Here is a 23,021-nt window from a genome sequence, read left to right as displayed (position 1 = left end):
GACTTTTCGATGCATGCACACAGGGGGTTCCTCATGGCTGGGTTTTACGGCGCGGACATCGCGCAGCTTCGCAGTCTGGCGGGCGTGATGGGCAAGGCCGCCGACGCCATCAGCCTGCAGGGCACTCAATTGTCCAACGCCATTAACTCCGCGACGGCGTGGCAGGGCAGGGACGCCACGGTGTTCAAGGGCGATTGGAACAGCCAGCACCGGCAGAGCCTGATGAAGGCCGCCAACATGCTGCGGGAAAACGCGAGCCAGCTGAAAAAGCACGCCAACCAGCAGGAATTCGCCAGCCACAATGACGGCTCGGGCACGTCGGCTGGAGTCTTGAAGGACGTCTACGACAGCGGCATGGGCGTCAAGGACCTGGCCGCGCAGCTCTGGACTGCCTACAAGTACGGCAAGCTGGGCCATGCGGAATGGGTCAAGACCCGTGAAGTCCTGACTAACTGGCGCGCAGGTGGAACGGTGGTCCGAGATGCCCTCACAGCGCTGCGCAACGGCGAGAAGGTCACCGATGTCCTCACGGACCTCAAAGCCAACATCCCTTACAGCCAGGCGTTCCAGGATGCGAGCAAGTTCTCCAAGGGCCTCCGCGTCGCGGGCGCATTGGCCGCCCCGCTGAACATCGTGGGGGGCATCAGCGACATGATCAACCCGGAGCATGACGGCTGGCGCGGTACGGGTGACCGGGTGGCCGGCGGCCTGTCCGTGGTGGGCGGCGTGGGTAGCATCATGCTCATGACCGCCGGTGGCGCAGCACTGCTGGGACCCATCGGTGCGCCCATTGTCATCGGCGCAGGCATTGTTGCCGGGGCCTGGGCCCTGGGTAACCTCGTGGCCGACAACTGGGACTCCATCTCCAACTTCGCGCGGAACCCCGGCAGTTACATTGCCGACGGTGCCAAGGAAGTGGCCGGCTTCGCCAAGGACGTAGGCAGTAAGGTGGCAGACGGGGTCGGTAATGCCGCCAAGTCAGTTGGAAACTTTGTCGGAGGGATATTCGGATGACCACCAGCACCATGAAATGGACCCAGCGGGACATAGAGGCCGCAGCCAGGGTACTGGCATCAGCCAGTGCCACAGGAACGGCGCTGCCCACGTTGACCGACGAAGAAGTGGTGGCCCTGGACGGCGTCCAACATGAGCAACTGGTGGCCACGCCCTGGCTCTCTGCCCAGGATGCCAACAAAGAACTGATGTGTGCCGTCGCCTTGCGTGGCCTGCTCGCCAAGGAGCTCGTGTACCCGGTGATCTTCGAGGGCGAGGCCGAGCCCTCCCGCCTCCACGCAACCGAGGACATCACCGGTGCGCTGACGTTGCGGCGCAGCGGCAGCAGTGTGATCTCGATTGAGCGCACGGTATCCACCGGCAAGCGCTGGTTGTACGGCTACCTCCACGACGACGGCGTCCTGCTCGAAGAAGTGGACGAGGGCGGGCTGCATGGCTTCACCGCCGTGACGCGCGACCAGTTGGTGCCCCGGCTGGCCGAATTCGTGGACCCGGAAAAGGCAGCCAACCGCGACACCGACGCTGCCGTGTACACGGAACCCCAGTTCGAGGAACACGCGGCCACAGCACTCGCGGACACCCAGGCGGCCAGCAACGTCGTTGCATTCAATGCCGACACGGACGAGTTCCCCACCGTCACCGTCTATACCGGCCCGTCGGGCGTGCACGTCCTGACACCCCGGGTAACCGACGAGACCGTCACCCTTGAGCTCAAGGAAACATCCCAGGCATCCCTGGCCAGCGTCCTGGGCGGACTCGCCGGACTGGCCTGACGATCCGCACCCACGCCGCACACCGCCGTCGAGCCGAAAGCCCCTCATGAGCAATCCGAAGTCCACCACCGCTACCGGACTGGTTGACGCCGCCAACGGTCGTCCCGTACGCCGCCATCCCGACACCGGAGCGTACTTCGTCAAAGCTTCGGGAAGCGCCCACTTCTGGGGCCGGGTCCTGGACGCGATCGTTTTCCTCGCCGGGTACGCGGTCCTGGCCGTGATCCTCGCAGTGGTGCGCGAATCCATGATGAACAGCGGCTCGGCCCTGGGCTACAACGACGGCCTGTGGCTGACCCTGTATGTTGCCCTCTGGTTTGTTGGCCTGTTTGTTTACGGCATGATCTGGGGCACCGTGGGAAGCGTCGGCGACGCTGCTGCGGGCATGCGGTCGGTGCGGATCAAGGATGGCACGACGGCGGGTGCCTGGTTGGGTGGTTGGCGGGCTATTTGCTGGTCCTTCTTCCCTTTCTTCGTGGTGATGGTCATCGCCGCAGCCTTCAGTGGCGGATCCGGCGACACATGGGACCCTAAGTTCGCCGCTGTGGACCGCCGCTCGGGCTTGGCCCAGGGCATGCCGCCGGTTACTGATCCCAAAGCTGCCGCTGCCCAAAAAGCCGCAGCCGCGGAGCAGGAGAACCTCCCCAACCTTTACGGCCAGCGCCCGGATGCACGGCCGTAACTGGCTGGTCCGCCGCGTTGAGCGACGGCTGGAGCCCCAGCTTGGGCGGCTCCGCTACGTGGCAGCTTCCAGGCGCATCTTCTGGAAGATGCTGGTCCCTTGCCTGGTGGTGGGGTTCGTGTTCGGGACCATCGCCGAGTTCATCAGCCCCATCCGCTCGACGCGGGAGGCCGGCCACTTCAACGATCCCCTCTTCTTTGTCCTGACCAGCATCCTCACTGGGTTGGTGCTGTGGTCCATGACCTTCCTGGGCAGCTTCCGGAAGCTGCTGGTGTTCGACGGCGGGATGGTTGCCAGATACTCCCAGAAACACACGCTGCTGGTGTTCCCGTGGGCTGATATCGCTCCCGCATCCCTCAAAGTGGTGACCACTGTGGACGGCACCGATCCGGACCGGCGCCTGGTGGCCAAGCAGAAGGTGTCGCTGGGAGCAGGCGGAGTCAACGCACTGGTGTTCCGGGCACGCGAAACCTTCTGGGTGTTCGCCACGAACGAAGACCTGGAAGCCATGGTGGGAGCTGTCCACACCTCCTTGCGCCACGCTGGTATACCCGGCGCCGACCTTGCGGCGGCAGGCGCGCTGCCCGCCGTCGTGCTGACCGAACGCACCGCACTGGGCTAGCCGGAAGCGCCGCTCCGGACAAAGTAACAGGCAGATTTTCCCCTTGCAGAGGCGCTACCAGCCGGTAGCATGTGATCCACTATGTTCACTCTCACCATCAACCAACGCGACAGCCGCCGCGACGGCGACCTTGTGCCCCAGTTGCTCAAGGACCTTCGCCACATTCCAGCGCGGTTGGATTTCGACCGTTCGGTGGAGGATGAAGTGCAGGGCATTGTCGAGTCCAGCCATCAGGCCGTGGAGACGGCGTTGATCGCCCTTCGGTCCAGCCAGTGGTACGTGGGGATCGGGGTGGGGCCGATCAACGAGCCGTTGCCCAACCTGGTCAGGGATGCTTCCGGCCATGGACTCGTATATGCCCGCCGGGCTGTGGACCGTTTGCGCAACGGCAAGGAACGGATTCCAGTGGCGGTGGACGGCCCCCTCACGGCGCTGGCCTCCGAAGCCGAGGCTGTGTTGCGGCTCCTCGGACACATCGTGCAGCACCGAAGCGCCGCGGAATGGCGTGTGCTGGACCTGTTGACGCCTGGCGTCCGGGGCCAGCAGAAGGCGGTTGCGCAGGAACTTGGCATCTCCACCCAAGCCGTCAGCAAGACGCTGGCCCGCGCACAATGGGCCGAAGAGCATGCCGCCCGTCCGGCCGCCGCACGTTTGCTGCAAATGATCCTGGAAGTGCGCTGACGCACCCCTTAAAGCAAAACTGAGTGACAGCTAACGCCCTTCAGAACGGTCAGAAGGGCGTTTGCTGTCACTCAGTTGGGTGAGCCTGCTGGTTACTGGTTGCTGACGTTGTCCTTTGCTGCGGTGGCGCGGTCCTGAACGTCGGCGGCCGCGGCCTGCCCTTCGTCCTTGACGTTTGCCGCGGCCTCGGTGGCGCTGTCCTTGACGTTCTGCATCGCGTCCTGGGCAGGTTCCTTGAGGTGCTCGGCCACTTCCTGCGCAGCGTGGCTCAATTCGTCGGTCAAGGGCTGGGCCGCGTCCTTGAGGGCGTGGGCCGCTTCGCGTTCCTTCTCCGACGGCGGGAAGAGCGCGGACACCAGGAGGCCTGCGCCGAAGGCGATGAGCCCCGCGGCGATCGGGCTGCCTTGGGCCTTGCTCTTCAACACCTGCGGCGCGTCGCCCAGATCCGAGACGGCACCGGACACGTTGCTGGCTACGCCGGAAACAGCGTCCCCGGCGCGGTGGGCTACGTCACCGGCACGGTCCTGGACGTCGTCACGGGCACCGAACACGGCCGTCTTCATCCTGTCCACCCGGCGGTTGACGATGTGCGACGGGGTGACTTTGTCCGCCACGGCGTCAACGTTGGTGCTCAGCCGCCGGCGAGTTTCTTCGATATCGGCGCGCAGGGCGTCGGGGTTCTGCGTCATCGTGTCTCCTCAGTGTTCGGTTTCAAAGCGGGGGGTATTTCCTTGACGGTTTCGGCCGTACGCGGCATGCCGTTGATGGTCTTCAGTTCCTTGCGGCCCATGGAGGCCAGCACGGCAGCGACGATGCCCCAGATAACCGCCACAACAACGGCGGACCATCCGAGGCCAATGAGCTGGCCCAAAGCCCACCAGAGGGCAATGGACAGGAACAGCACGGTGATGTGGCCGGCGTAAGCTGCACCGCCCAGCATTCCCGCGCCCTTGCCAGCCTTGGTGGCGGACTCCTTGAGTTCCGCCTTGGCCAGCTCCACTTCCTGGCGCATCAACGTGGAAACGTCGCGCGTCAGGTCGCTCAACAGCTCGCCCAGGGGAAGGGTTTCAGCCTTCTCGTGCGCGGTTGTTGTGGGAGGCAGGTCGGCAGGACTACTCATCGGTGACCTCCGTACTGGGGATCGTCGGGGCGCTCAAGGCCGTCGGGATCAAGGGGGCCGGCCAGCGGGTCGCCCTGCGCCTTGACGCCGCCGGCGTCGGTCTCCGGGTAGGGAAGCGTGGATCCGTCGTAGCCGCCGGTGGTTCCGGCGTCGTATCCGGTGGTTCCGGCGTCGTACCCGGTGGTTCCGGCGTCGTACCCGGTGGTGGTGGCTGAACCGTATCCCGCGGTGGTGGCGGTGGGTCCCGGCAGGTCAACGGCCGGCGGGGTAACGGCGCCGCCCTGGGAGGGCACGCCCTGGGTGGGGTAATACGCAGCCCGCGGCGTCCCGGCAGCAGCAGTGCCGCTGGTTGAGGCGGATTCGGAGGCGTCGCCTGCCATGCCACGACCCAGGCGACCGGCGAGGACACCGGCTCCGGCGGCCAGCAACAGGAACGTTCCGGGCTTGCGGCGGGCGAACCCCTTGACTTCGTCCAGCAGGGAACCGGGATCCCGGCTCTCCAGCCACTGGGCGATGGACGAAGAACGCTGGGCCGCTTGCTGGACCAAGTCCGTGGCGACACCGCCGTTATCCGTCGAATTGGCCATGGTGGACAGTTCGTCCGAGATGGAGCGCAGGCCTTCGGCAACGCGCTGCTGCTGGGCCTGTGCTTGGTCGGACAACTCGCCCTTGGTCTGGGTGAGCAGTTGCCGGGCGTTCACCTTGACCTCCTGGGCCACGTGGCCAGCCTCGGTCTTGGCGGTATCGACCACTCCGCCGGCAGCATCACCGACGGCGCCGGCCACTCCCGCGGCTTCATGCTTTGCAGCGTCAACCTTGCCGGAGCTGTCAGTTCCGGTGCCGGAAGGGCTGGTGGTGGTTCCTGCGGTGTCGAATTCTACGTCCGGCGAGTCCAGGTAGCTTCCGGTAAACGGTTCGGTACCCGCGGTGCCGCCGTTCCTTGGTGCCGCGAAGCTTCCGTCCTGCGGCGATTGGCTCTCAGTCATTGTCGCTCTCTTTCCACAGTTGGCAGGCTGCGGACAGCAGCCGGGATAGTAAGTATCGTTACTATCAATGGTTGTGTACCCGCTTGCCACCGTTCTAATCGCGGAATCCAGAAAAGATGGTTTGCCCCACATGCAGCATGTTCCCGCTCGACACGTGCAGCAATACCTGCGAACGTGGGACTGATGAGCCATATGCCCTACAGGCGGCGGCTGATTCCCGCGCTTCGGAAAACCATCACCAGACACCGGCTCCTGTTCGCCGCCAAAACAGCGTTAGCCGCAGGCCTTGCCTGGTGGCTTGCCCCCTACATGCCCGGTCCTGCCGCGGCCTACCCCTACTACGCGCCGCTGGGTGCACTGGTGAGCATGCACCCCACGGTGGCGGACTCCGCCAAACACGGCCTGCAAAGCCTTGCCGGCCTGGTCCTTGGGATCGGTATGGCTTTCGTTGTAACCTCCGTCGCGGACCCCAACTCCTTCTCCGTGGCATTGGTGGTAGGGCTGGGAGTGCTGATCGGAGGACTTCCACGCCTGGGATCGGGTTCGGAGTGGATACCCATGGCTGCACTGTTCGTGCTGGTGCTGGGCGGCTCGAACGCAGAGGGCTTCTCCTTCGGGTACGTCCTCCAAATGGCCCTGGGGGTGACGGTGGGATTCGCCGTGAACTGGTTGGTGATTCCCCCGCTGCACCTGGACGACATCGATCCCGCCATCAGCGGCCACCAGGGCGCACTCTCCCGGCAGCTCAAGGACATGGCACGGGCCATGGAGGAATCGTGGCCCCCCGACCATGAAGCGTGGGCCAGCAGAAGCGACGACCTTTCCCTGACGGCCGCCGGCGTCCGGACTGCCGTCCACCAAGCCGAACTGAGTGCCAAGGCGAACCCCCGCTCCCGCCGCCTGGCAACCCGTTTGCCCGGGGACCTGGCTGGTTTACGGACGCTGGAACGGCTCACGTTCCACGTCCAGGACATCACCGACGTCCTTGCGAGCGCCATCTGGGAGAAGGACGCGGGGACGGTCATCCCCGACGCCTTGGTGGGCTGCCTTTCGGACGCTTTGGAGTCCACGGCCCTGGTCATTGACCATTGGCGGGACGGCGAATCGGATGAACTCGGCACCCTGTTGACGGAGGCGAAGGACTCGATATCCGCGCTGAGCGATGCAGTGGCCGAGGCCGCCGCGGGACAGTCCCCGGTGAACGCACCGGCGTCGGTGGCCATGAGCCTGCGGCGGATCCTCACAGTGGTGTTGTCCGCCGAGTAGCTAGCGGGGCTTGAGCGGCGGTGACGCTTTCCGGCCCTTACCCGTCCCCAGCCCGTCCAGCATTTCGGCCAGGGATTCCAGCGATGAATGCTTCGGCGACCAACCCAGCAGCCTGCGTGCGCGTCCCGTGTCCATGATGGGCGCGTTCGCGGCCATGTCCACCCAGCCGCCGTCGGTCGCCTGGAGGCGGAGCCGCCAACTGACCTCGACGACGGCGCGCAGCACCGGAAGCGGGAATGGCAGCAGTCGCCGGGCGTTGAAGGTCCATGCCAGGGCATTGGGGTCGATGACAGGCTCGCCGGCTATGTTGAAAGCGCCCTCGGCCCTGCGCTCGAGGACACGCCAGTAGGCGTCGGCAACGTCGGACGCATGCACCGCCTGGAACACCAGCTCCTTGGGCAGGGCGAGCAGCGGTAACCACGGCTTAGGCAGCACCAACCGGGGCAGGAGGCGGCCCAGGAAGTACCGTCCCACCTCACTCCCGGCTCCTGCGCTGAACGTCAATGCTGGACGAAGCCGCGCCACCACAATGTCCGGGTTGTCCTTCGCGAAATCGTCCAGGAGCCGCTCCTGCGCAGCCTTGTCCACGCTGTAGTGCGACTTCGGGATCCCGGCTGCTGGCCAGCCCTCCTGGGTTCGCTGGTCCTTCGGAGCCGGAGAGTACGCTCCCACCGAGGACGCACACACGATGTGCCGGACCCCGGCTTTCCGTGCCGCAGCCAAAACATGGGCCGTTCCTGCCACGTTGGTTTGCCGGAGCATTTCCCGATTGTGGTTTGGCTGGATCAACCAGGCAAGGTGCACCACGGCATCCGCTCCGGACAATGCAGCCTCCAAGGCTGGCTGGTCCACGGCGGCGCCGATGTCCAAGGTGCGCCAGTCGACGCCCTGGTACGGGGCGACGTCCTGGTCGGGGTGGCGGCGGACCACGCCTACCAGTTCAAGATCTGCGCCTTCCTCTGAGCGGGCCACCTGAAGCCGCTTCAGGACCTCCGTCCCGACGTGTCCGGTGGCTCCAGTAATCACAATGCGCATGGCGGAACTCCTCAGGGTTGCGGGTTTTCGCCCGTGGAGCGGATACGTTCCAGTACGGCGGTGGTGGAGTGCTCGGGCACGTAGTCCAGGATGGTCACGATGCCGCCGCAGCGTTCCACGGCCACGGTTTCTGCCAACATTTCCGGGGTGTAGTCACCGCCTTTGGCATAGACGTCAGGCCGGAGAAGCTCGATCAACGGTATGGGCGTTGGAGTGTCGAAGACCGTTACGTGGTCCACGCAACTGAGGGCGGCAATCACGGCGGCCCGGTCGGCTTCGTGGTTGACGGGCCGGTCCGGTCCCTTGAGCAGCCGCACTGACGAGTCACTGTTCAAGGCCACCACCAGAACGTCACCCATTTGCTTTGCCTGGTTGAGGTAGCGGGTGTGGCCGCGGTGCAGGACGTCGAAGCATCCGTTGGTCAGCACTATCCTGCGGCCCTCACGGCGGTGCTCTTCGACCTGCCGCGCCAACTCCGCTGCGGTCAGTGCTGTATCCGCGAACCCGCTCAGGTGCCGAGCCAGTTCCTCGGTGGTGCACACCGAGGTGCCTGGACGGTGAACCACGACGTCGGCAGCGGCCTGGGCAAGGTCGACGCTGGTGGTCAGCGGCAAGCCGGCTGCGCGGGCCAGGGTCAAAGCAGCCACGAAGGTATCGCCCGCGCCGGAGGCCTGCTTCTCGGCTTGCGGACGGGCCCAGGTCCGGTGGGTGGCAACCTCGCCGGTGTCGGTGCCGGACTTCAGCGTCAGTGTTCCCTCCCGGTCCAGTGTTACGACGACGGCGGACGCACCGGAGGCGCGGACGAGCTGCTCCGCGTGGGCCTCCACGAAGGGGCACCGCGCGCCACCTCCCGGGAATTCGATGCCAAGCAAGCGTGAGGCTTCCTGCGCGTTCGGGGTGGCGAGATCGGGCTTCAACTGTGACCAGCCGCCCGGATCGTGGGCATCAACCACCACCAGCCTGTCCTGGCGCTTCGCAGGAGCCAGGAGGTCGAGGAGTGCCGAGCGGACAGGCCCTCCCAGGGCACCCGCACCGTAGTCGCACAGCACCACGGCCGCAGCGTCCTCGATGGCTTCCGGTACCAACGCGGCCATCACTTCGAGTCCCTCAGCTGGCAACTCCGTGGCTGCGTCATCCAGGCGCAGCATCACTTGTCCCGCGCTGCTGACCCTGTATTTGGTGGTGGTGACCATCCCCGGATGGGATACGACGTGGGAGACGTCCACGCCGGCGTCCTCGAGCCGTTCAAGGAGCTGCAGGCCCGCGGAGTCTTCGCCCACAACGGAGACGAACCGGACGTCCGCTCCCATCGCAGCCAGGTTCATGGCCGTGTTGGCTGCCCCTCCGGGGGCAAAGTCGCGGCGCTGCACTTGGACCACCGGGGCTGGCGCTTCGCGGCAGAACCGCTCAATAATTCCATCCCACCAGCCGTCCAGGATGGAATCGCCGATGACCGTCACAACAGGACGTTCCTCGGCCAAGCGACCTGGCAACCAGTCAGCCAAGCCTTCTTGATTGGATAGGCGTGCCATGGGGTACCTTCCGGTTGGCGGCATGTTCCTGTTCCCCACAGGTACCCCGCGGTACGCGCTTCACACGCCGGGCCCGGCAGTTTCCGCCAGTGGAAAGCCAGTGAGAAACCGTTGAAGAGCCGTTGGAGAAGGGAAGTGACCATGGGCGTTCCTGCTGGCACCGGCATTGGTCCCGTACTGGAAAAGTTTGGCGGCGTGAAACGGATCGCAGTCCTCAGGGGTGGCGGTTTGGGAGATCTGATCTATACCTACCCGGCCCTGCATGCCCTGAAGGCCGCCTACCCGGATGCCACCATTACGCTCCTGGGAACACCTGTCCATGCCGCAGTGGCGGGAGCAACCTCGGGGCCTGTCGACGACGTCGTGATGTTGCCTGTGGCGCGCGGCGTCCACGATGGTCCGCGCAACGGCGAGCGCTTCGACGACGATGCCGAGGATGTTGCTGCCCAGGAGGAATTCTTCGAGGCGATGCGCGCGAAAGCGTTGGACTTGGCCGTCCAGATGCACGGAGGTGGACGATTTTCCAATCCCTTCCTCCTCAAGCTGGGGGCGCGGCACACCGTGGGAACGCGCACCAAGGATGCCCGGCCTTTGGAACGGAACCTCGACTACGTCTATTACCAGAACGAGCCAGACCGGTGGCTCGAAGTGGCGGGCCTCGCCGGAGCCCCCACTGTGATGTCGCCGCCGCTGCGGCCACGCCCTGACTACCGGCAGGAGGTTGCTGGCCTGCGGGACCAAACCCGGAGTGCCTTGGTGGTCATCCACCCCGGTGCCACCGATCCCCGCCGTCGTTGGCCTGCGTCGAACTTTGCCGAGGCGGCTGCCTCCTTGGCGGCCGAAGGCGCGCAGGTGCTGGTGGTGGGCGATCGCTCCGAGAAGGCTTTGGCCCAGGAAGTAGTGGAGTTGGCGGTTCGCCGACTCCCAGCCACGGACCGGCAGGCGGTGCGATCAGTCGCCGGCGAATTGGACATCGGCGAGTTGGCGGCGCTCCTGGCCGAAGCCACCGTGATGCTTGCCAGCGACAGCGGGCCCCGGCACTTGGCGCAGGCCGTTGGCACCCCGACAGTCGGCATCTATTGGGTGGGCAATGCGTTCAACGCCGCACCGCGGGGACGAAGCCTGCACCGCGTCCACATGTCCTGGGTGACTCACTGTCCACGCTGCGGGTCCGATGTGACGCAGGTGGGTTGGACGGCGCCGCACTGCGGCCACGACGACACCCTCATCAAGGGCATCGCCGTGGCCGACGTTGTTCAGGACGTGCTGGACCTTACGGCCACGAGCCTTCTTCTGCGGGGGTGATGAGGAGTTCGCGCACCTCGCTGCCGAACGGCTGGGAGAGGGCGAACACCACGGCCTGGGCCACGTTGGCGGGGTCGTTGAGTTTGGAGTCGTCCTGCGGCTTGTACTGCTCATCGCGGTCGTCGAAGAAGTGGGTCTTCATGCCGCCCGGGATGATGGTGGTGACGCCGATGACTCCCCCGGTCTCCGCTGCGAGGGCGCGGCTGAAACCGATCACGCCGAACTTCGAGGCGCAGTAGGCGGTGGCGTCCGGCAGGGCGCGGAGACCCAGCGTGGACGCGATGGTGATGGCGCGTCCACGGGATCCCTTGAGGTATGGGAGCGCGGCACGGATCACGGAGACCGTGCCGAGGAGGTTCACTCCAATGACCTTTTCCCACTCCTCAGCGGGGACGTCGCCGAGCTTTCCACAGCGGTCGATACCTGCCGCGGTGACCACTGCGTCCAGGCCGCCCAGGCTGTCTGCGGCTTCCTTGACGGCAGCTTCCACTGCTTCGCGGTTGGAAACGTCCACTTCCAGGGCTTTGGCACCCGAGACGTTGCTGACGTCCCGGTCGAAGACGAACGGCGTACCGCCGGCGTCCCGGATGGCTTCCACGATTGCTGCTCCAAGGCCGGAGCCGCCTCCAGTGACGATGACGCGGCCAGGTGTTTGCGTGTTCATGTGGTTCCTTTCGTTGATTTCCAACACGTGGGTCAGCTGACCTTGGCCAGTGCTGCAGCCAGGCCGCTGGTGGAGCGTGCCGGGTGGAAGGGCACAGTGACACAACGCCCTCCCCAGCCCGCGACGACGCGGGCTTCCGGCAGTTCGTCGGGTTCGTAGTCGCCGCCCTTGACCCAGATATCGGGCCGGATCCCGGTGAGGCAGGCTTCGGGAGTGTCCTCGTCGAAGATCACCACGGCGTCCACGCATTCGAGTGCCAGGAGCAGCTCCGCACGGTCCTCGACACTGACAATGGGGCGATGTGCACCCTTGAGCCGCCTGACGGATTCGTCAGAGTTGAGGCACACCACCAGGCAATCGCCCATGCTGCGTGCCGCCGCCAGTGTTCGGGCGTGGCCGGCGTGGAGGAGGTCGAAGCAGCCCCCGGTTGCCACCACCGTTCCGCCTGCATCGCGGATGGTTTGGGCGAGTTGGACGCCGTCGTGGATGTGGCTATCGGCGCGGATGGGTTCACGGCTGCTAAGTTCGACGGCGGGACTCACCCCGGGTGCTTCCGGCAGCGCCGCCGCACCTCCCTTGGCGAGGAAGGCCGACGCGTCCTCCACGGCCCTCGCTGCGGCTTCGGGCAGTTCAAGCCCGAGGCCCAGGTACACGGCCAGGCTCCCCGCTAACCGGTCTCCGGCTCCGCACGGATCGCTCACTGATGTCCTCGGCGCGGGAATGGCCACGGTTCCACCAGATGCTTCGAACAACACCGCCCCGTGCTCGCCCCTGGTGACCAACACGGCGCCGCTCTGCCACTTTTCCCTCAGGTGTTGGGCCGCTTCCCCGGGCCCGGTCCGTGCTGGGTCGAGTCCGCCCGCTTTGGCGGAGGCAAGGGCTTCGGGCAGGTTGGGGGTCACGACGGCGACTCCTGGCACGGGTTCAGAACCGGCAGGATGCGGGTCCCACACCACCGGGGTGCGGCCTACAACCTCAGCCAGGGTGGCGCGGATCGCTGTGTTGGCGGTGATTCCGCGGCCGTAGTCGGCCACCACCACAACCTCGGCGGACGCGATCGCCGCAAGCATCGCAGGAGTGCTGGACGGAACGGGCGCCGGTGCGCACCCTTCGTCGAAACGGACCATCGGGTGGGTTCCGATCCGTACCCGGGTCTTGGTGGGGGTTGGGGCGAGCGGTTCGCCGGTGAGCACCGACACACCGGCCAGTGCGCGCCTGAGGTGGCTGGCGCCGTCGTCGTCCGATAGGGCGGTGACCAGCGTGACGTCGTGACCGTCCTGGGCAAGGACGGTGGCCACCAGGCCGGCTCCTCCTGCACGGCGGCGGATGCCCGCGACGTCCACCACGGGCACCGGGGCGTCAGGGCTGAGGCGGGTGGCGGCGCCGTTGATATCCACGTCGAGGAGGACATCGCCCACCACCGTGATCCTCATGGCTGCCCGCCGGCGTAAGGACCGGTCCGCCGTGCCACCTCGGCGTCGAAGGCCCGGCAGACGGCGTGGACCGCGATGAGGTGGCCTTCCTGGGCGTTGGCGGCGATGGCGTCCACGGTGATGGCTTGGTCGCAGGCGTCGGCCAGTGGGTTGGGGCCGGATCCGGTGAGGGCCCAGGTGGTGATGCCGCGTTCCCGGGCAGCGCGGACCGCTTTGAGCAGGTTGGGGCTGCGTCCGCTGGTGGACAGGAGAACCAGAATGTCACCCGCGCGACCGTGGGCCCTGACCTGGCGGGCGAATACCTCCTCGTAGCCGTAGTCGTTGGAGAGGGCGGTGACGGCGGACGACTCTGCGTGGAGTGAGATGGCCGAGAAGGGGGCCCGTTCGTCGTCGAACCTGCCCACAAGCTCGGCGGTGAGGTGCTGCGCTTCGGCTGCCGAGCCGCCGTTGCCCGCAGCCAGCAGCCGCTGCCCCGACAGCAGCCGGTTGGCGAGTTCGGTCCCCCACTCGCACAACCGGTCGGATTGCGAGCGCAGGGATTCAAGTGCGGGCAGGACGTTGTCCAGGTGCGTTGTCACAGCTTTCTGGTGGGTGGGCCCGCTGGTATCGGGAGTCCACCGGGGCAGGGCGGTGGGGGGCAGTGTTGCTTCGCTGGCCAGATGGCTGTTGATGGTCACAGTGCCGTTCCTTCCAGTGATTCCACACCATCGCCTGCTTGCCGGGAGAGGCCGGCAGCCAGGACGGATCGGTAGGCTTTCTCGGTGTCCGCGGCGATCCTGTCCCAGGTGTAGCGCGAGCGGGCGCGGCGTGCGCCGGCTCGGCCCATTTCGGTGCGAAGGGCAGGATCGGCGAGTAGTTTCCCCAGTGCTTCGGCTATCGCTTCCGGGTCCCGCGGCGGAACATGCAGCCCCGTTTTCTGGTCGACGACGGTCTCCCGGAGTCCGCCTACTGCGGCCGCGACCACGGGCAGCCCGCAGGCCATGGCCTCGAGTGGCACGATCCCGAACGGCTCATACCAGGGGGCGCACACCACGGCGTCGGCGCTGCGGAAAATACCCGGCATCGCGTCCCTGGGGACCTGTCCGCGCAGGGTCACCTTGTCTTCGACGCCGAGTTCCTTGGCCAGGGCATGAAGGCGCTGCGCTTCGGGGTCTTCCTCAAGGGTGAGCGCGTCACCGGAACCGCCCACGATCAGCAACTCCACGTCGTTGAAGCCCGCATCCGCCAGGAGCGGGAGTGCGCGGATGATCAGGTCCACCCCTTTGCGTTGCACGAGGCGTCCCACGCTCAGGATCCGATGAGTGCGTGAGGTGGGTTCGGCGTCGGACGTTCCGGGGAACAGCGTCAGGTCCACACCGCAGGGAGCAATGGAGATTTTGGATCGGCTGATGCCCAGGGCCTTGAGTTCGAAGACCTCATCGGGGCAGGTGGCAATGACCCAGTCGGCGGTGCGGCCCACCCATGGTTCCAACCAGGCCCGGGCGGGTGGGCTGGTGTCCGCGGAGCCCTGGTGGCGGCGCTTGACCGAACCAAGGGCGTGGAAGGTCTGGACCACGGGCACAGGGTCTGCGGCTCCGGCACGTTTGGAGGCCTGGATCGCCGCCAGTCCGGACATCCAAAAATGCGCGTGCACAACATCCGGGAGGTCCTCGCCCCAGTCCGCGCAGATCCCATCCGCCAACTCGCCCATGAACGGCAGGAGGTCGTCTTTGGGGATGTGCCGGTCCGGGCCAGCATCGATGTGGACCACAGTGAGTCCCGGCCCCACCTGCACCTTTGCCGGCAGATGGGGGTCGTCGCGCCGCGTGTAGACCGTGACGTGGTGGCCGCGCCCGGCCAGGCTGGAAGAGAGCGCCGCCACGTGGACGTTCTGTCCACCGGCGTCGACGCCTCCCAGGGCGGCCAGCGGACTGGCGTGTTCGGAGACCATGGAGATTTTCATGGGTGCATCCTCTCGGTGTCATGGCTGGCCTGGGTGTGGTGGCTGACGGGTGCATGCCCGGATTGCCGGCGGTGTCCATGTTTGGCGGGGAGATCGGCAAGGAGCTCGTCCCAGGCCCGGAGGAATTTGCCCAGGCCGTAGCGTTCGAGTGCTGCCTGTCGGGCCCTCATGCCGATCGCGTAGGCGTCATCGGGGTCGTCCAGGAGGCGCCGCGCGAACCTTTGGAGATCGTCGACGTCGTTGGACACCAGGCCGGTACCGTGCGGGACTGCCCGGGCTGCTTCGGTAGTGGCGAGCGCAACGACGGGCATGCCCAGGTGCATCGCCTCCAACAGGGCAAGTCCCAGCGAGGTCCAGCGCAACGGGTGCAGGTAGAGACGGCATCTGGCCAGTTCCCGGTGGAGGCGGGCGGCTGGAACGTCGCCCGCGATCCGGAGTCGATCCCCGCCCAGGCCGTGGCTGCCGAGGTCCAAAGCCGACGGCAAAGCTTCCGTGCCCATTCCGAACACCCGTAAGGGTCCAACCCGGGCGAAGCCGGGAAGCAGGTCCGTCCCGGTGACCCGTCCACGCCGGACGGGCTCGTTGACCACCACGCCCATTTCCTCCTGCACACCGGTGTAGAGGTGCCCCGGATCCGGAATCCCATGCTCGATCACCGCAGTGGGGGCCGAGCCCGTATCCCAGAAGAGCTGGTTGAAGTGGGTCACGTGGACCACCGGGATGCTGCCTTGGTCGGCAAGTGGATGGACCGAAAAGGGGACATCTCCCTTGGGGGTGTTGTGTTCAAGGTAGACCGCAGGAACGTCCATTCCCGGGCGGCGGCCCAACGCCTTGGCGAGGGCCGCGATTTCCTCCGGCCGTTGCAGGACCACGGCGTCCACACTGTCCGGGTCCAGGGTTGTCAGGTCCACTTCCTGGGCGGCGACCGGCCAGTCACGTCCACCGCGCCCCAAACCCCACGGGCCGCAGTCGGGCAGTGTGGGCAGGAGGTATTCGTGCCGGCCCCGGACGAACGCTTCCATCCAGCCGCCGTGGACGTGCCACACCAGGATCCTCATGGTTTCCAGACCTTCCGTCGAGTGGAGAGCGACGACACGCCCCCCAGCAACCGTTCGACAGCCTCCAGGACCTGCTCCGGGGTGACCGAGCTCAAGCACGGATGGCCCGGTACTGGACAGGTTCGGGCCCGGGTGTTCTTGCATGCGGCATCCTGGTCGCCCAAAAGCTCCATGGGAACGCCGTACGGTGCCCAGCGGATAGCCGGAACCACCGGCGCGAACAGGCAGACCACAGGGGTTCCCACCGCGGCGGCCAGATGGGCGGGGCCGGTATTGCCGGTAACAACGACGGCGGCGCCCGCCAGTACCGTTGCGAGCGTGCGCAGGTTGGTTCCGCCCCCGAGGTTCCTGGCCGAAGGACCCGCAACCGTTGCCGTGAGCGCAGTTTCGCCGGGCCCCCCGGTGACCACCACCCGGTGCCCGTAAGCTTCCAGGAGTTCCACGGTTGCTGCGTTGTGCAGGGCAGGCCAGGCCCGGGCAGGGGCCGTCGCGCCAGGGTGGACCACAATGTACGGGCCTTCGTCGGCCAGTTCCTGGGCCACGTCGTCGGGGTCCGGGTTGGGCGTGATGCGCAGTTTGCCGTCGTCGCCGTTGGGCAGGACATACCCTCCGGCGTCCGCGAGCGCCAGGGCCCGGACGGCTTCGGGCTGGTCTTCGGGGAAGTCCTCGCCGGGTTTGAGCCGGACGTCCAGCAGCGAACCGGCGTAGTCCGTGGAAGCCCCCGTGATCTTTCCGACCCCGGCCAACCGGAGCAACAACGCCAGCGGGAGCGGCGATTGGTGGAAGGACGTGAGGATCAGGGCTTCCTCAATGCGGGAACTGCGGACGAACTCGATCAGGGCGTTGGTCTTGTCTTCCGTGGCGGGCGGCGCGGGATTCACAATCCAAGGACAGGCCCAGGTGTGTACTTGGGTCACGCCGGGCAGCATCCCGGCCGCGCTTGCGCCTTCGGGTCCGCACAGCAGGACCACGTCATTGGGGCGGCTCCCATCGGGCCGGCTTCCGTTCGCTACAGCGCGCAGGGCAGGTCCGGAGAGGAGGACATCGCCCATGCTGTCCAGTCGGGCCACCAGGACCCGGCTCATGCAGGAGCATCCTCTCTGGACGTGGCCGAACGTTCCCCTTGGAGAAGCAGTTCAACCGCCTGGGCCAGGTCCCCTGCGACAACCGCGGCGGCGTCGATCTCCGCCTGGAGGGTTACCGACGTTGGTACCAGCACGGCGCGGGCCCCAGCCGCCGTCGCCGCGTCCATATCGGCACCGATGTCACCCACGTAGGCTGCCTCCGATGGTTCTATGCCCAGATCGCGACACGCGGCGAGGATCATTCCGGGAGCGGGCTTACGGCACGGACACCCGTCCTCGGGTCCGTGCGGGCAAATCTGCCACACATCGAACGGGCCCAGGAGTTGCTCCACCCGCTGGTTGACTGCGTCCACCTGGGCACGTCCCACCAACCCACGTGCAATGCCCGACTGGTTGCTCACCACGCCCGTAGCCAGGCCTTCCCGGCGCACTCTTTCGAGGGCCGATCGGGCACTTTCCATGGGCCGCACCAGCTGCGGGTCGCCGTTGTATGGCACGTCAACGACGAGCGTTCCATCGCGGTCAAACAGGACCGCCTTCAACGTTCCGGTTCCTCCCATACCCGCAACGTTCCCCAGTTCTCCGGACGCTAAACAGTGCGGCCGTGAGAAGTTTCATGCGGCTAGACTCCTAGCGGGAGGCCTCCATGGACACTGTCGATAGCACCGAACAACCCGTGTTGCTTGCCCTGCGTGCTCTGAAGCTTGGCGACCTCCTGGTCGCGGTTCCGGCACTTAGGGGATTGCGGAAGGCGTTCCCCGAACACCGGATCCTGTACGCCGCGCCGGCCTGGATCGCTGAGGCTTTGGAACTGGTTGGGGGCATCCACCATCTGCCCACACCGGGGCTCGACGATCCGCTGAAGGTCCCCCGGGGCGTGGTCGACATCGCCGTTAACCTGCACGGAAACGGGGCGGAAAGCCGCCTGCGGATCGACGAATTGCAGGCCCGGCGGGTGATTGCCCACGGGTCGCCCGGTCTTGACGGACCTCCCTGGTCAACCGGGTTAGCCGAGCGGGAGCGGTGGACCAGGCTGCTCACCTGGCATGGGATAGATGCCGATCCCCTGGACTTTCGACTGAACCGCCCCACCGTTCCCTCGCCGCGCCCCGGCGCCACAGTGATCCACGTGGGGGCGGCTTACGGCAGCAGGTTGTGGCCGGTGGAGCGGTTTTCCGACGTTGCCGTGGAACTCGCTGCGGCAGGGCACCGGATTGTCCTGACAGGCGGCGCGTCGGAGCGCGGGCGCGCCGAGGAGACCGCCGCCCTGGCCAAGCTCAAAGGAGCAAACCTCGACGACGGCCTGCTGGCCGGGCGGCAGGGTCTCGCCGAGTTTGCGGCCACCATCGCTGAGGCGCGGCTGGTGGTCTCAGCGGACACTGGCGCGGCCCACTTGGCGTCCGCCTACGAACGGCCGTCTGTCGTTTTGTTTGGTCCCGCGCCCGCCGAGGAATGGGGTCCGCCGCCGGGCCCGCACGTAGTGCTTACCGCCGTCGAACTTCGCCGCGGCGACGTCTTCTCAGCCGACCCCGACCCCGCACTCCTCGCGGTCAGCGTGCGCGATGTCCTGGACGCCGTGGAACGCCTGGGTTGCTAGCTGATAGTGGTTTGGCTAAGGCGCGGTTCCGTCCTGAAGCTGGGCTTCGTCGTCCAGCAGCCTGGTTTGGAGGGAGACGAGGATCTTGGACAGCTTGCGTGAAACCTGCATCTGGGACATCCCCAAAGCCTCCGCGATGGTGGACTGCGTCTCCTCGCGGTAGTAGCGCCTGTACAGCAGATGCCGGTCCTCCGAGCTCAGTCCGCGGATGGCGTTCCGTAGGGCCAGCACGTCCTCAAGCCGGTCAGTGGGGCAGCCAAAAGCGGACAGGAGACCTTGCAACCCCTCACGGCCTTCTGCCGCGGGAGCGTCAAGGGAATCCGGGCGCTTGCTGGTTCCGGCCATCAGCGCTTCGCGCACTTGGCAGGGTTCGAGCCGAAGATCCTGTGCAACCTCCTCCGGGGAGGGCGTGCGTTGCAACACCTGGGTCAGCTCCTCCGTCCGGGCCAACACCTGGCGCCGAACGTCCTGGATGGTGCGGGGTGGCCTGACAACCCAGCAATGGTCACGGAGGTACCGCTTGACCTCCCCGGCAATCGTGGGGGCAGCATAGGCAGGAAAACTCACGCCCTTGGACTCGTCATAGCCCCGTGAGGCCTTGATGAGGCCCATGTATGCGACCTGCCTGACATCATCCAGGTCGTGGCTATGGGCGGAATATCTGGCCGCAATGGATTTGGCGAGGTTGAGATGGTCCAGGACCAGGCTGTCCCGAAAGCTCTGGCGGATGCTTCCTTCAGGTGCTGCAGGAGGCCTGGTGCTGATGTCGAAAGGTCGGACTTGACGCATGGGCTTCAATCCTTAGACCGGATGAGGGGAAGCCCACGGCAAGACTCCTTAAAAAGAGAAGCACACTTACTATTAGCTTTCAACGGGTACAGGGGGTTAGTCTCGAAAGGTAGCCACATCCACGGATGGGAGATCCACATGGAAGACTCACAGCTGGTCGAGCCGAGCTCCGTGGTGGCTGATATTCAGGACTTGCTGCTTGCCACTCCTGACGTCGAGGCCTTTCTTGATGAGCTGGCCAGACACTCAGCTGCCATGTTCAGCACGCCCGAAAGGGACGTGTATTGCGGCATCACCCTCATGCGGCAGCGCAACGCGGGCACCGTGGCGAGCAGCAGTGAACGCGCCCGGCAGCTCGACGAAATCCAATACGCCTACGCCGACGGACCGTGCCTCCACGCTTGCCGCGAGGGGACCCAGGTTCACATCCCGGACTTCGAGAAGGACAACACCTGGCCCGAGTACAACAAGGACATCACCAATCACGGTGTCCGCTCCGTCCTGGCTGTTCCGTTCCCGTTATCAGACAACATCGCCATGGCCGGCCTGAACCTGTACGCCGACCACCCCAACGCTTTTGACCAGGCCGCCGTGCAGCGTGCCAACGACTACGTTCAACAGGCATCCAAGGGCCTTCAGCTCGCGGTACTGATCGCGCAACACAGCCAAACCGCGGCCAACCTGAGGGCCGCCATGGAGTCCCGGACCGTTATTGACGTGGCAACGGGCATCATCATCGCCCAGAACCGCTGCACCCAGGTGGAAGCGATGGAACTCATCAAGAAGGCCTCCAGCAACCGGAACGTCAAGCTCCGCGTAGTGGCCCAGGCAATCGTCGATTCAGCCGGCGGGGGTCCGATCCAGACCGTGTTCCAGTAGCCGCAAGGATTGTGGCACCCCAGTCCCGCCCCTTCCTCGCCAAACTTAGCCAGTCATTGGTGGTCACCGACGGCGCGGCCCGGGAAGCTGTGGCTTCGCGGAGATGTTCGTACGAGGGCGGGATCCGCAGCCTGAAACGAAAAGCAGGGCACAAAAAAGGAAGGGAAATATTCCCTTCCATATTCAATGTATAACCCACCCGGGGGCTTGCGGCAAGGCCCCCTGCTTGCCGAACAATTGACCCACGAACCCCATCATCAAAGAACAAGGGAGTCGTGGGATGCCCGAAACCAGTCCTCTGAAATCCAGCGTATTCGCCCTGCCAGGGCACCTTCTCCGAAAGGCCAACCCAGAGCTGATCGGCGGCGATGAGCAGCACTTCGCTGCCATCGCTGAGACCCTCGCAGAGTCCATCGCTGATCTGTCGGAACGACTTCAGGAAACCCGCAAACAACCGGCCGGTCGAGGCCAACGGGCATTGGATCGCGACCAGGAGATCCACCGACTGACTTCCCGGCTCAGGGCACTTCGCCGCTTCGGCCTGGATCTCTGCCTGGGCCGAATGGTCAGCGCGGACAACCCGGAGCCCGTCTACGTGGGCCGTTTGGGACTTACTGACAGAGAGGGCCGCAGGCTATTGGTGGACTGGCGCTCCCCGGCCGCCGAGCCGTTCTTTGGCGCAACCCACGCCAACCCCATGGACCTGCTGAGCCGCCGCAGGTACCGCTGGACCCGGGGCCGGATCAGTGACTACTGGGACGAAGTCTTCACGGCAGAGGGCATGCAGGGAAATGATGCCCTGGACGACCAGTCTGCCTTCATAGCCAGCCTGGGCAGCAGCCGCTCCCCACGGATGCGGGACGTACTGGGCACCATCCAGACTGATCAGGACGCAATCATCCGGGCCGGTTCACGGGGTGCCCTGGTAGTTGATGGAGGTCCGGGCACCGGCAAGACCGTGGTTGCCCTGCACCGCGCTGCCTACCTGCTGTATGCGGACCCCCGGCTGGGGCACCGCAGCAACCACCGCAAGAGTGAGGTCCTGCTCGTCGGCCCGCATCAGGCCTACCTGGCGTACGTGGCCGACGTCCTCCCCAGCCTGGGAGAAGAGGGGGTCCAGGCGTGCACGCTGCGGGACCTCGTTCCGGAGGGCGCCATCGCCACGCCGGAACGGGACCCGGAGGTGGCGCGCCTCAAGTCATCCGTGGGCATGGTCAAGGCGATTGAGTCAGCCGTCCGCTTCCATGAGCAGCCGCCGTCGAAAGGAATGCAGGTGGAAACGCCGTTTGCGGACGTCTGGCTAAGCGCAGATGACTGGGCTGAGGCCTTCGACGCGGCAGAACCCGGCACCCCGCACAACGAATCCCGGGACGATATCTGGGACGCTTTGATGGCCATCCTCGTGGACAAGCTGGACCAGAACGGTGTTCCGGAGAGCATGCTTCAAAGCTCCTTATCGCAAAACGCGGAACTGCGGGCGGCCTTCAACCGGGCGTGGCCCCTGCTTGATTACCGGGGTTTGGTGGCGGACCTCTGGAGTGTCCCGGCCTACCTTCGTTTTTCGGCGCCCTGGCTGCGGGCCGAGGACGTAGCTGCGCTGCAGCGCCCCGAGCCCGCCGCGTGGACTGTACCGGACCTGCCGCTGTTGGATGCTGCCAGGCAGCGGCTCGGAGACCCGGAAGCAGCGCAACGACGACGACGGCGGAAAGTCACCTTGGCCGCCGAGAGGGAGTTGATGGACCGGGTTGTCGAAGACCTGATCGCAGCCGACGACTCAGAAAACATGGAGATGCACATGCTCCGCGGTGATGACATGCGGGACAAACTAGTGGACCAGGACGGCCTGGAGTCGGGCGATCCGGATGTCCTCATGGGGCCGTTCGCGCACATTGTGGTGGATGAGGCCCAGGAGCTCAGCGATGCGGAGTGGCGGATGCTTCTTCTTCGCTGCCCGTCACGGAGCTTCACCGTGGTGGGAGACCGGGCCCAGGCACGTCACGGGTTCGCGGAATCGTGGGAGGAGCGGCTGGATCGCGTGGGATTGGGCAGCGTGACGCTGGCTGGCCTGCGCATCAACTACCGAACGCCGGAAGAAGTCATGACCGAGGCTGCCTCTGTGATCAGGGCGGTGCTCCCTGACGCGAACGTGCCGGTTTCGGTCCGCAGCACCGGCATTCCTGTTACCTGCCAACACGCGGACACGCTCCATTCGGTCCTGGACACCTGGCTCGCTGCCAACGCGGAAGGAACTGCGTGCGTCATCAGTAAACAAGGACGATCCAACGCCGGTCTTGAGGAAGGCCGCGTCCGCTGGCTGACCCCGGAAGTGTCGAAAGGGCTGGAGTTCGACCTCGTCGTTTTGATCGATCCCGAAACCTTCGGCGAGGGAACCGGGGGCTACGGAATCGAAAGCGCCGTAGACCGTTATGTGGCAATGACCAGGGCAACCAGCCAGCTCGTCATCCTGCACAGCGGCTCCGAATCCGCTGGATGACTGTTCACGCTCCGTTAATCCCCCGCTGTGGCGCCGGTCCTAGTTCAGTGTCGGAGGTGTCTGC

The 23,021-nt window shown here is 65.9% G+C and carries 23 protein-coding genes; 10 read left to right on the top strand and 13 right to left on the bottom strand.

What is annotated here, in order from left to right; translation table 11 throughout:
- The first annotated feature begins 33 nt into the window (after positions 1-33).
- The 5 genes from J2Y68_RS11830 to J2Y68_RS11810 all read left to right on the top strand — a co-directional run bounded on the left by J2Y68_RS11830 (position 34) and on the right by J2Y68_RS11810 (position 3,772).
- Positions 34-1,014 carry a hypothetical protein gene (locus J2Y68_RS11830; RefSeq protein WP_309993616.1) on the top strand — a complete coding sequence of 327 codons (981 nt, stop codon included), beginning with the start codon at positions 34-36 and terminating at the stop codon, positions 1,012-1,014.
- Positions 1,011-1,787 carry a hypothetical protein gene (locus J2Y68_RS11825; protein ID WP_309993613.1) on the top strand — a complete coding sequence of 259 codons (777 nt, stop codon included), beginning with the start codon at positions 1,011-1,013 and terminating at the stop codon, positions 1,785-1,787. The genes J2Y68_RS11830 and J2Y68_RS11825 overlap by 4 nt, the downstream gene beginning before the upstream one ends.
- A gap of 46 nt (positions 1,788-1,833) precedes the next feature.
- On the top strand, positions 1,834-2,469 hold the full coding sequence (locus J2Y68_RS11820; RefSeq protein WP_309993610.1) for a hypothetical protein: 636 nt from the start codon (positions 1,834-1,836) through the stop codon (positions 2,467-2,469).
- Positions 2,456-3,091, top strand: a complete 636-nt coding sequence (locus J2Y68_RS11815; RefSeq protein WP_309993607.1) for a hypothetical protein — start codon at positions 2,456-2,458, stop codon at positions 3,089-3,091. The genes J2Y68_RS11820 and J2Y68_RS11815 overlap by 14 nt, the downstream gene beginning before the upstream one ends.
- Positions 3,092-3,172: 81 nt before the next feature.
- Positions 3,173-3,772 (top strand): hypothetical protein, encoded by a 600-nt coding sequence (locus J2Y68_RS11810; RefSeq protein ID WP_309993605.1) that lies wholly within the window; start codon positions 3,173-3,175, stop codon positions 3,770-3,772.
- Between the two features lie 92 nt (positions 3,773-3,864).
- On the opposite strand, the gene J2Y68_RS11805 is transcribed toward J2Y68_RS11810, so the two are convergent.
- The 3 genes from J2Y68_RS11805 to J2Y68_RS11795 are packed head-to-tail and all read right to left on the bottom strand — an operon-like array spanning position 3,865 to position 5,878.
- Positions 3,865-4,461: a DUF3618 domain-containing protein gene (locus J2Y68_RS11805; RefSeq protein ID WP_309993602.1), complete on the bottom strand. Its 597-nt coding sequence runs from the start codon at positions 4,459-4,461 to the stop codon at positions 3,865-3,867.
- A complete protein-coding gene (locus tag J2Y68_RS11800) occupies positions 4,458-4,892 on the bottom strand; it encodes a phage holin family protein (protein WP_257370053.1) in 435 nt (144 codons plus the stop codon). The genes J2Y68_RS11805 and J2Y68_RS11800 overlap by 4 nt, the downstream gene beginning before the upstream one ends.
- Entirely contained in the window at positions 4,889-5,878 is a 990-nt protein-coding gene (locus J2Y68_RS11795) for a hypothetical protein (RefSeq protein WP_309993598.1), read from the bottom strand. The genes J2Y68_RS11800 and J2Y68_RS11795 overlap by 4 nt, the downstream gene beginning before the upstream one ends.
- A gap of 183 nt (positions 5,879-6,061) precedes the next feature.
- Between J2Y68_RS11795 and J2Y68_RS11790 the strand changes: the two genes are divergently transcribed.
- The gene (locus tag J2Y68_RS11790; RefSeq protein ID WP_309993595.1) at positions 6,062-7,144 is read left to right on the top strand and encodes an FUSC family protein; all 1,083 of its coding nucleotides are present in this window, start codon (positions 6,062-6,064) and stop codon (positions 7,142-7,144) included.
- Here the strand turns inward: J2Y68_RS11790 and J2Y68_RS11785 are convergent, their stop codons facing one another.
- Entirely contained in the window at positions 7,145-8,179 is a 1,035-nt protein-coding gene (locus J2Y68_RS11785) for an NAD-dependent epimerase/dehydratase family protein (RefSeq protein ID WP_309993592.1), read from the bottom strand. It lies immediately after the preceding gene.
- An 11-nt stretch (positions 8,180-8,190) separates the two neighbouring features.
- Positions 8,191-9,711: a D-glycero-beta-D-manno-heptose 1-phosphate adenylyltransferase gene (gene rfaE2, locus J2Y68_RS11780; protein ID WP_309993590.1), complete on the bottom strand. Its 1,521-nt coding sequence runs from the start codon at positions 9,709-9,711 to the stop codon at positions 8,191-8,193.
- Positions 9,712-9,852: 141 nt separating this feature from the next.
- Here rfaE2 and J2Y68_RS11775 point away from each other — a divergent pair, with 141 nt between their 5' ends.
- A complete protein-coding gene (locus J2Y68_RS11775; RefSeq protein ID WP_309993587.1) occupies positions 9,853-11,016 on the top strand; it encodes a glycosyltransferase family 9 protein in 1,164 nt (387 codons plus the stop codon).
- Here the strand turns inward: J2Y68_RS11775 and J2Y68_RS11770 are convergent.
- The 7 genes from J2Y68_RS11770 to J2Y68_RS11740 are packed head-to-tail and all read right to left on the bottom strand — an operon-like array spanning position 10,985 to position 17,758.
- Entirely contained in the window at positions 10,985-11,680 is a 696-nt protein-coding gene (locus J2Y68_RS11770) for an SDR family oxidoreductase (protein WP_309993584.1), read from the bottom strand. The two genes, J2Y68_RS11775 and J2Y68_RS11770, sit on opposite strands and share 32 nt — an antisense overlap.
- Positions 11,681-11,712: 32 nt before the next feature.
- Positions 11,713-13,113: a PfkB family carbohydrate kinase gene (locus J2Y68_RS11765; RefSeq protein ID WP_309993582.1), complete on the bottom strand. Its 1,401-nt coding sequence runs from the start codon at positions 13,111-13,113 to the stop codon at positions 11,713-11,715.
- Positions 13,110-13,739: a D-sedoheptulose-7-phosphate isomerase gene (locus J2Y68_RS11760; RefSeq protein ID WP_309993672.1), complete on the bottom strand. Its 630-nt coding sequence runs from the start codon at positions 13,737-13,739 to the stop codon at positions 13,110-13,112. The genes J2Y68_RS11765 and J2Y68_RS11760 overlap by 4 nt, the downstream gene beginning before the upstream one ends.
- 47 nt (positions 13,740-13,786) lie before the next feature.
- Complete coding sequence (locus J2Y68_RS11755) at positions 13,787-15,055, bottom strand: glycosyltransferase (RefSeq protein ID WP_309993579.1); 1,269 nt, start codon at positions 15,053-15,055, stop codon at positions 13,787-13,789.
- Complete coding sequence (locus tag J2Y68_RS11750) at positions 15,052-16,113, bottom strand: glycosyltransferase (RefSeq protein ID WP_309993577.1); 1,062 nt, start codon at positions 16,111-16,113, stop codon at positions 15,052-15,054. The genes J2Y68_RS11755 and J2Y68_RS11750 overlap by 4 nt, the downstream gene beginning before the upstream one ends.
- Positions 16,110-17,198: a glycosyltransferase family 9 protein gene (locus tag J2Y68_RS11745; protein ID WP_309993574.1), complete on the bottom strand. Its 1,089-nt coding sequence runs from the start codon at positions 17,196-17,198 to the stop codon at positions 16,110-16,112. Before J2Y68_RS11745 ends, J2Y68_RS11750 begins: the two co-directional genes overlap by 4 nt.
- Entirely contained in the window at positions 17,195-17,758 is a 564-nt protein-coding gene (locus J2Y68_RS11740; RefSeq protein ID WP_309993571.1) for a D-glycero-alpha-D-manno-heptose-1,7-bisphosphate 7-phosphatase, read from the bottom strand. Before J2Y68_RS11740 ends, J2Y68_RS11745 begins: the two co-directional genes overlap by 4 nt.
- A gap of 86 nt (positions 17,759-17,844) precedes the next feature.
- Between J2Y68_RS11740 and J2Y68_RS11735 the strand changes: the two genes are divergently transcribed.
- On the top strand, positions 17,845-18,795 hold the full coding sequence (locus J2Y68_RS11735; protein WP_309993568.1) for a glycosyltransferase family 9 protein: 951 nt from the start codon (positions 17,845-17,847) through the stop codon (positions 18,793-18,795).
- Between the two features lie 15 nt (positions 18,796-18,810).
- Here the strand turns inward: J2Y68_RS11735 and J2Y68_RS11730 are convergent, their stop codons facing one another.
- Positions 18,811-19,584, bottom strand: a complete 774-nt coding sequence (locus J2Y68_RS11730) for a sigma-70 family RNA polymerase sigma factor (RefSeq protein WP_309993565.1) — start codon at positions 19,582-19,584, stop codon at positions 18,811-18,813.
- 138 nt (positions 19,585-19,722) lie between these two features.
- Between J2Y68_RS11730 and J2Y68_RS11725 the strand changes: the two genes are divergently transcribed.
- Both J2Y68_RS11725 and helR read left to right on the top strand, forming a co-directional pair.
- A complete protein-coding gene (locus tag J2Y68_RS11725) occupies positions 19,723-20,463 on the top strand; it encodes a GAF and ANTAR domain-containing protein (RefSeq protein WP_309993563.1) in 741 nt (246 codons plus the stop codon).
- Positions 20,464-20,743: 280 nt separating this feature from the next.
- Complete coding sequence (helR, locus tag J2Y68_RS11720; RefSeq protein WP_309993561.1) at positions 20,744-22,957, top strand: RNA polymerase recycling motor ATPase HelR; 2,214 nt, start codon at positions 20,744-20,746, stop codon at positions 22,955-22,957.
- Positions 22,958-23,021 lie beyond the last annotated feature (64 nt).

This window comes from Paenarthrobacter nitroguajacolicus (assembly GCF_031455195.1).
Classification (GTDB): Bacteria; Actinomycetota; Actinomycetes; order Actinomycetales; family Micrococcaceae; genus Arthrobacter; species Arthrobacter nitroguajacolicus_D.
The sequence above is the reverse complement of the archived record's forward strand: the minus strand, read 5'-3'. Positions and strand labels throughout refer to the sequence as shown.

What these genes read in the sequence shown, in the direction of transcription:
- J2Y68_RS11800 (WP_257370053.1), bottom strand. Translation starts at nt 4,892, where the DNA reads ATGAGTAGTCCTGCCGACCTGCCTCCCACAACAACCGCGCACGAGAAG.
- J2Y68_RS11730 (WP_309993565.1), bottom strand. Translation starts at nt 19,584, where the DNA reads ATGCGTCAAGTCCGACCTTTCGACATCAGCACCAGGCCTCCTGCAGCA.
- J2Y68_RS11765 (WP_309993582.1), bottom strand. Translation starts at nt 13,113, where the DNA reads ATGAGGATCACGGTGGTGGGCGATGTCCTCCTCGACGTGGATATCAAC.
- J2Y68_RS11795 (WP_309993598.1), bottom strand. Translation starts at nt 5,878, where the DNA reads ATGACTGAGAGCCAATCGCCGCAGGACGGAAGCTTCGCGGCACCAAGG.
- J2Y68_RS11770 (WP_309993584.1), bottom strand. Translation starts at nt 11,680, where the DNA reads ATGAACACGCAAACACCTGGCCGCGTCATCGTCACTGGAGGCGGCTCC.
- J2Y68_RS11830 (WP_309993616.1), top strand. Translation starts at nt 34, where the DNA reads ATGGCTGGGTTTTACGGCGCGGACATCGCGCAGCTTCGCAGTCTGGCG.
- J2Y68_RS11805 (WP_309993602.1), bottom strand. Translation starts at nt 4,461, where the DNA reads ATGACGCAGAACCCCGACGCCCTGCGCGCCGATATCGAAGAAACTCGC.
- J2Y68_RS11735 (WP_309993568.1), top strand. Translation starts at nt 17,845, where the DNA reads ATGGACACTGTCGATAGCACCGAACAACCCGTGTTGCTTGCCCTGCGT.
- J2Y68_RS11725 (WP_309993563.1), top strand. Translation starts at nt 19,723, where the DNA reads ATGGAAGACTCACAGCTGGTCGAGCCGAGCTCCGTGGTGGCTGATATT.
- J2Y68_RS11745 (WP_309993574.1), bottom strand. Translation starts at nt 17,198, where the DNA reads ATGAGCCGGGTCCTGGTGGCCCGACTGGACAGCATGGGCGATGTCCTC.
- J2Y68_RS11790 (WP_309993595.1), top strand. Translation starts at nt 6,062, where the DNA reads ATGAGCCATATGCCCTACAGGCGGCGGCTGATTCCCGCGCTTCGGAAA.
- J2Y68_RS11750 (WP_309993577.1), bottom strand. Translation starts at nt 16,113, where the DNA reads ATGAGGATCCTGGTGTGGCACGTCCACGGCGGCTGGATGGAAGCGTTC.
- J2Y68_RS11785 (WP_309993592.1), bottom strand. Translation starts at nt 8,179, where the DNA reads ATGCGCATTGTGATTACTGGAGCCACCGGACACGTCGGGACGGAGGTC.
- J2Y68_RS11775 (WP_309993587.1), top strand. Translation starts at nt 9,853, where the DNA reads ATGGGCGTTCCTGCTGGCACCGGCATTGGTCCCGTACTGGAAAAGTTT.
- J2Y68_RS11815 (WP_309993607.1), top strand. Translation starts at nt 2,456, where the DNA reads ATGCACGGCCGTAACTGGCTGGTCCGCCGCGTTGAGCGACGGCTGGAG.
- J2Y68_RS11810 (WP_309993605.1), top strand. Translation starts at nt 3,173, where the DNA reads ATGTTCACTCTCACCATCAACCAACGCGACAGCCGCCGCGACGGCGAC.
- J2Y68_RS11820 (WP_309993610.1), top strand. Translation starts at nt 1,834, where the DNA reads ATGAGCAATCCGAAGTCCACCACCGCTACCGGACTGGTTGACGCCGCC.
- J2Y68_RS11755 (WP_309993579.1), bottom strand. Translation starts at nt 15,055, where the DNA reads ATGAAAATCTCCATGGTCTCCGAACACGCCAGTCCGCTGGCCGCCCTG.
- J2Y68_RS11740 (WP_309993571.1), bottom strand. Translation starts at nt 17,758, where the DNA reads ATGGGAGGAACCGGAACGTTGAAGGCGGTCCTGTTTGACCGCGATGGA.
- rfaE2 (WP_309993590.1), bottom strand. Translation starts at nt 9,711, where the DNA reads ATGGCACGCCTATCCAATCAAGAAGGCTTGGCTGACTGGTTGCCAGGT.
- helR (WP_309993561.1), top strand. Translation starts at nt 20,744, where the DNA reads ATGCCCGAAACCAGTCCTCTGAAATCCAGCGTATTCGCCCTGCCAGGG.
- J2Y68_RS11825 (WP_309993613.1), top strand. Translation starts at nt 1,011, where the DNA reads ATGACCACCAGCACCATGAAATGGACCCAGCGGGACATAGAGGCCGCA.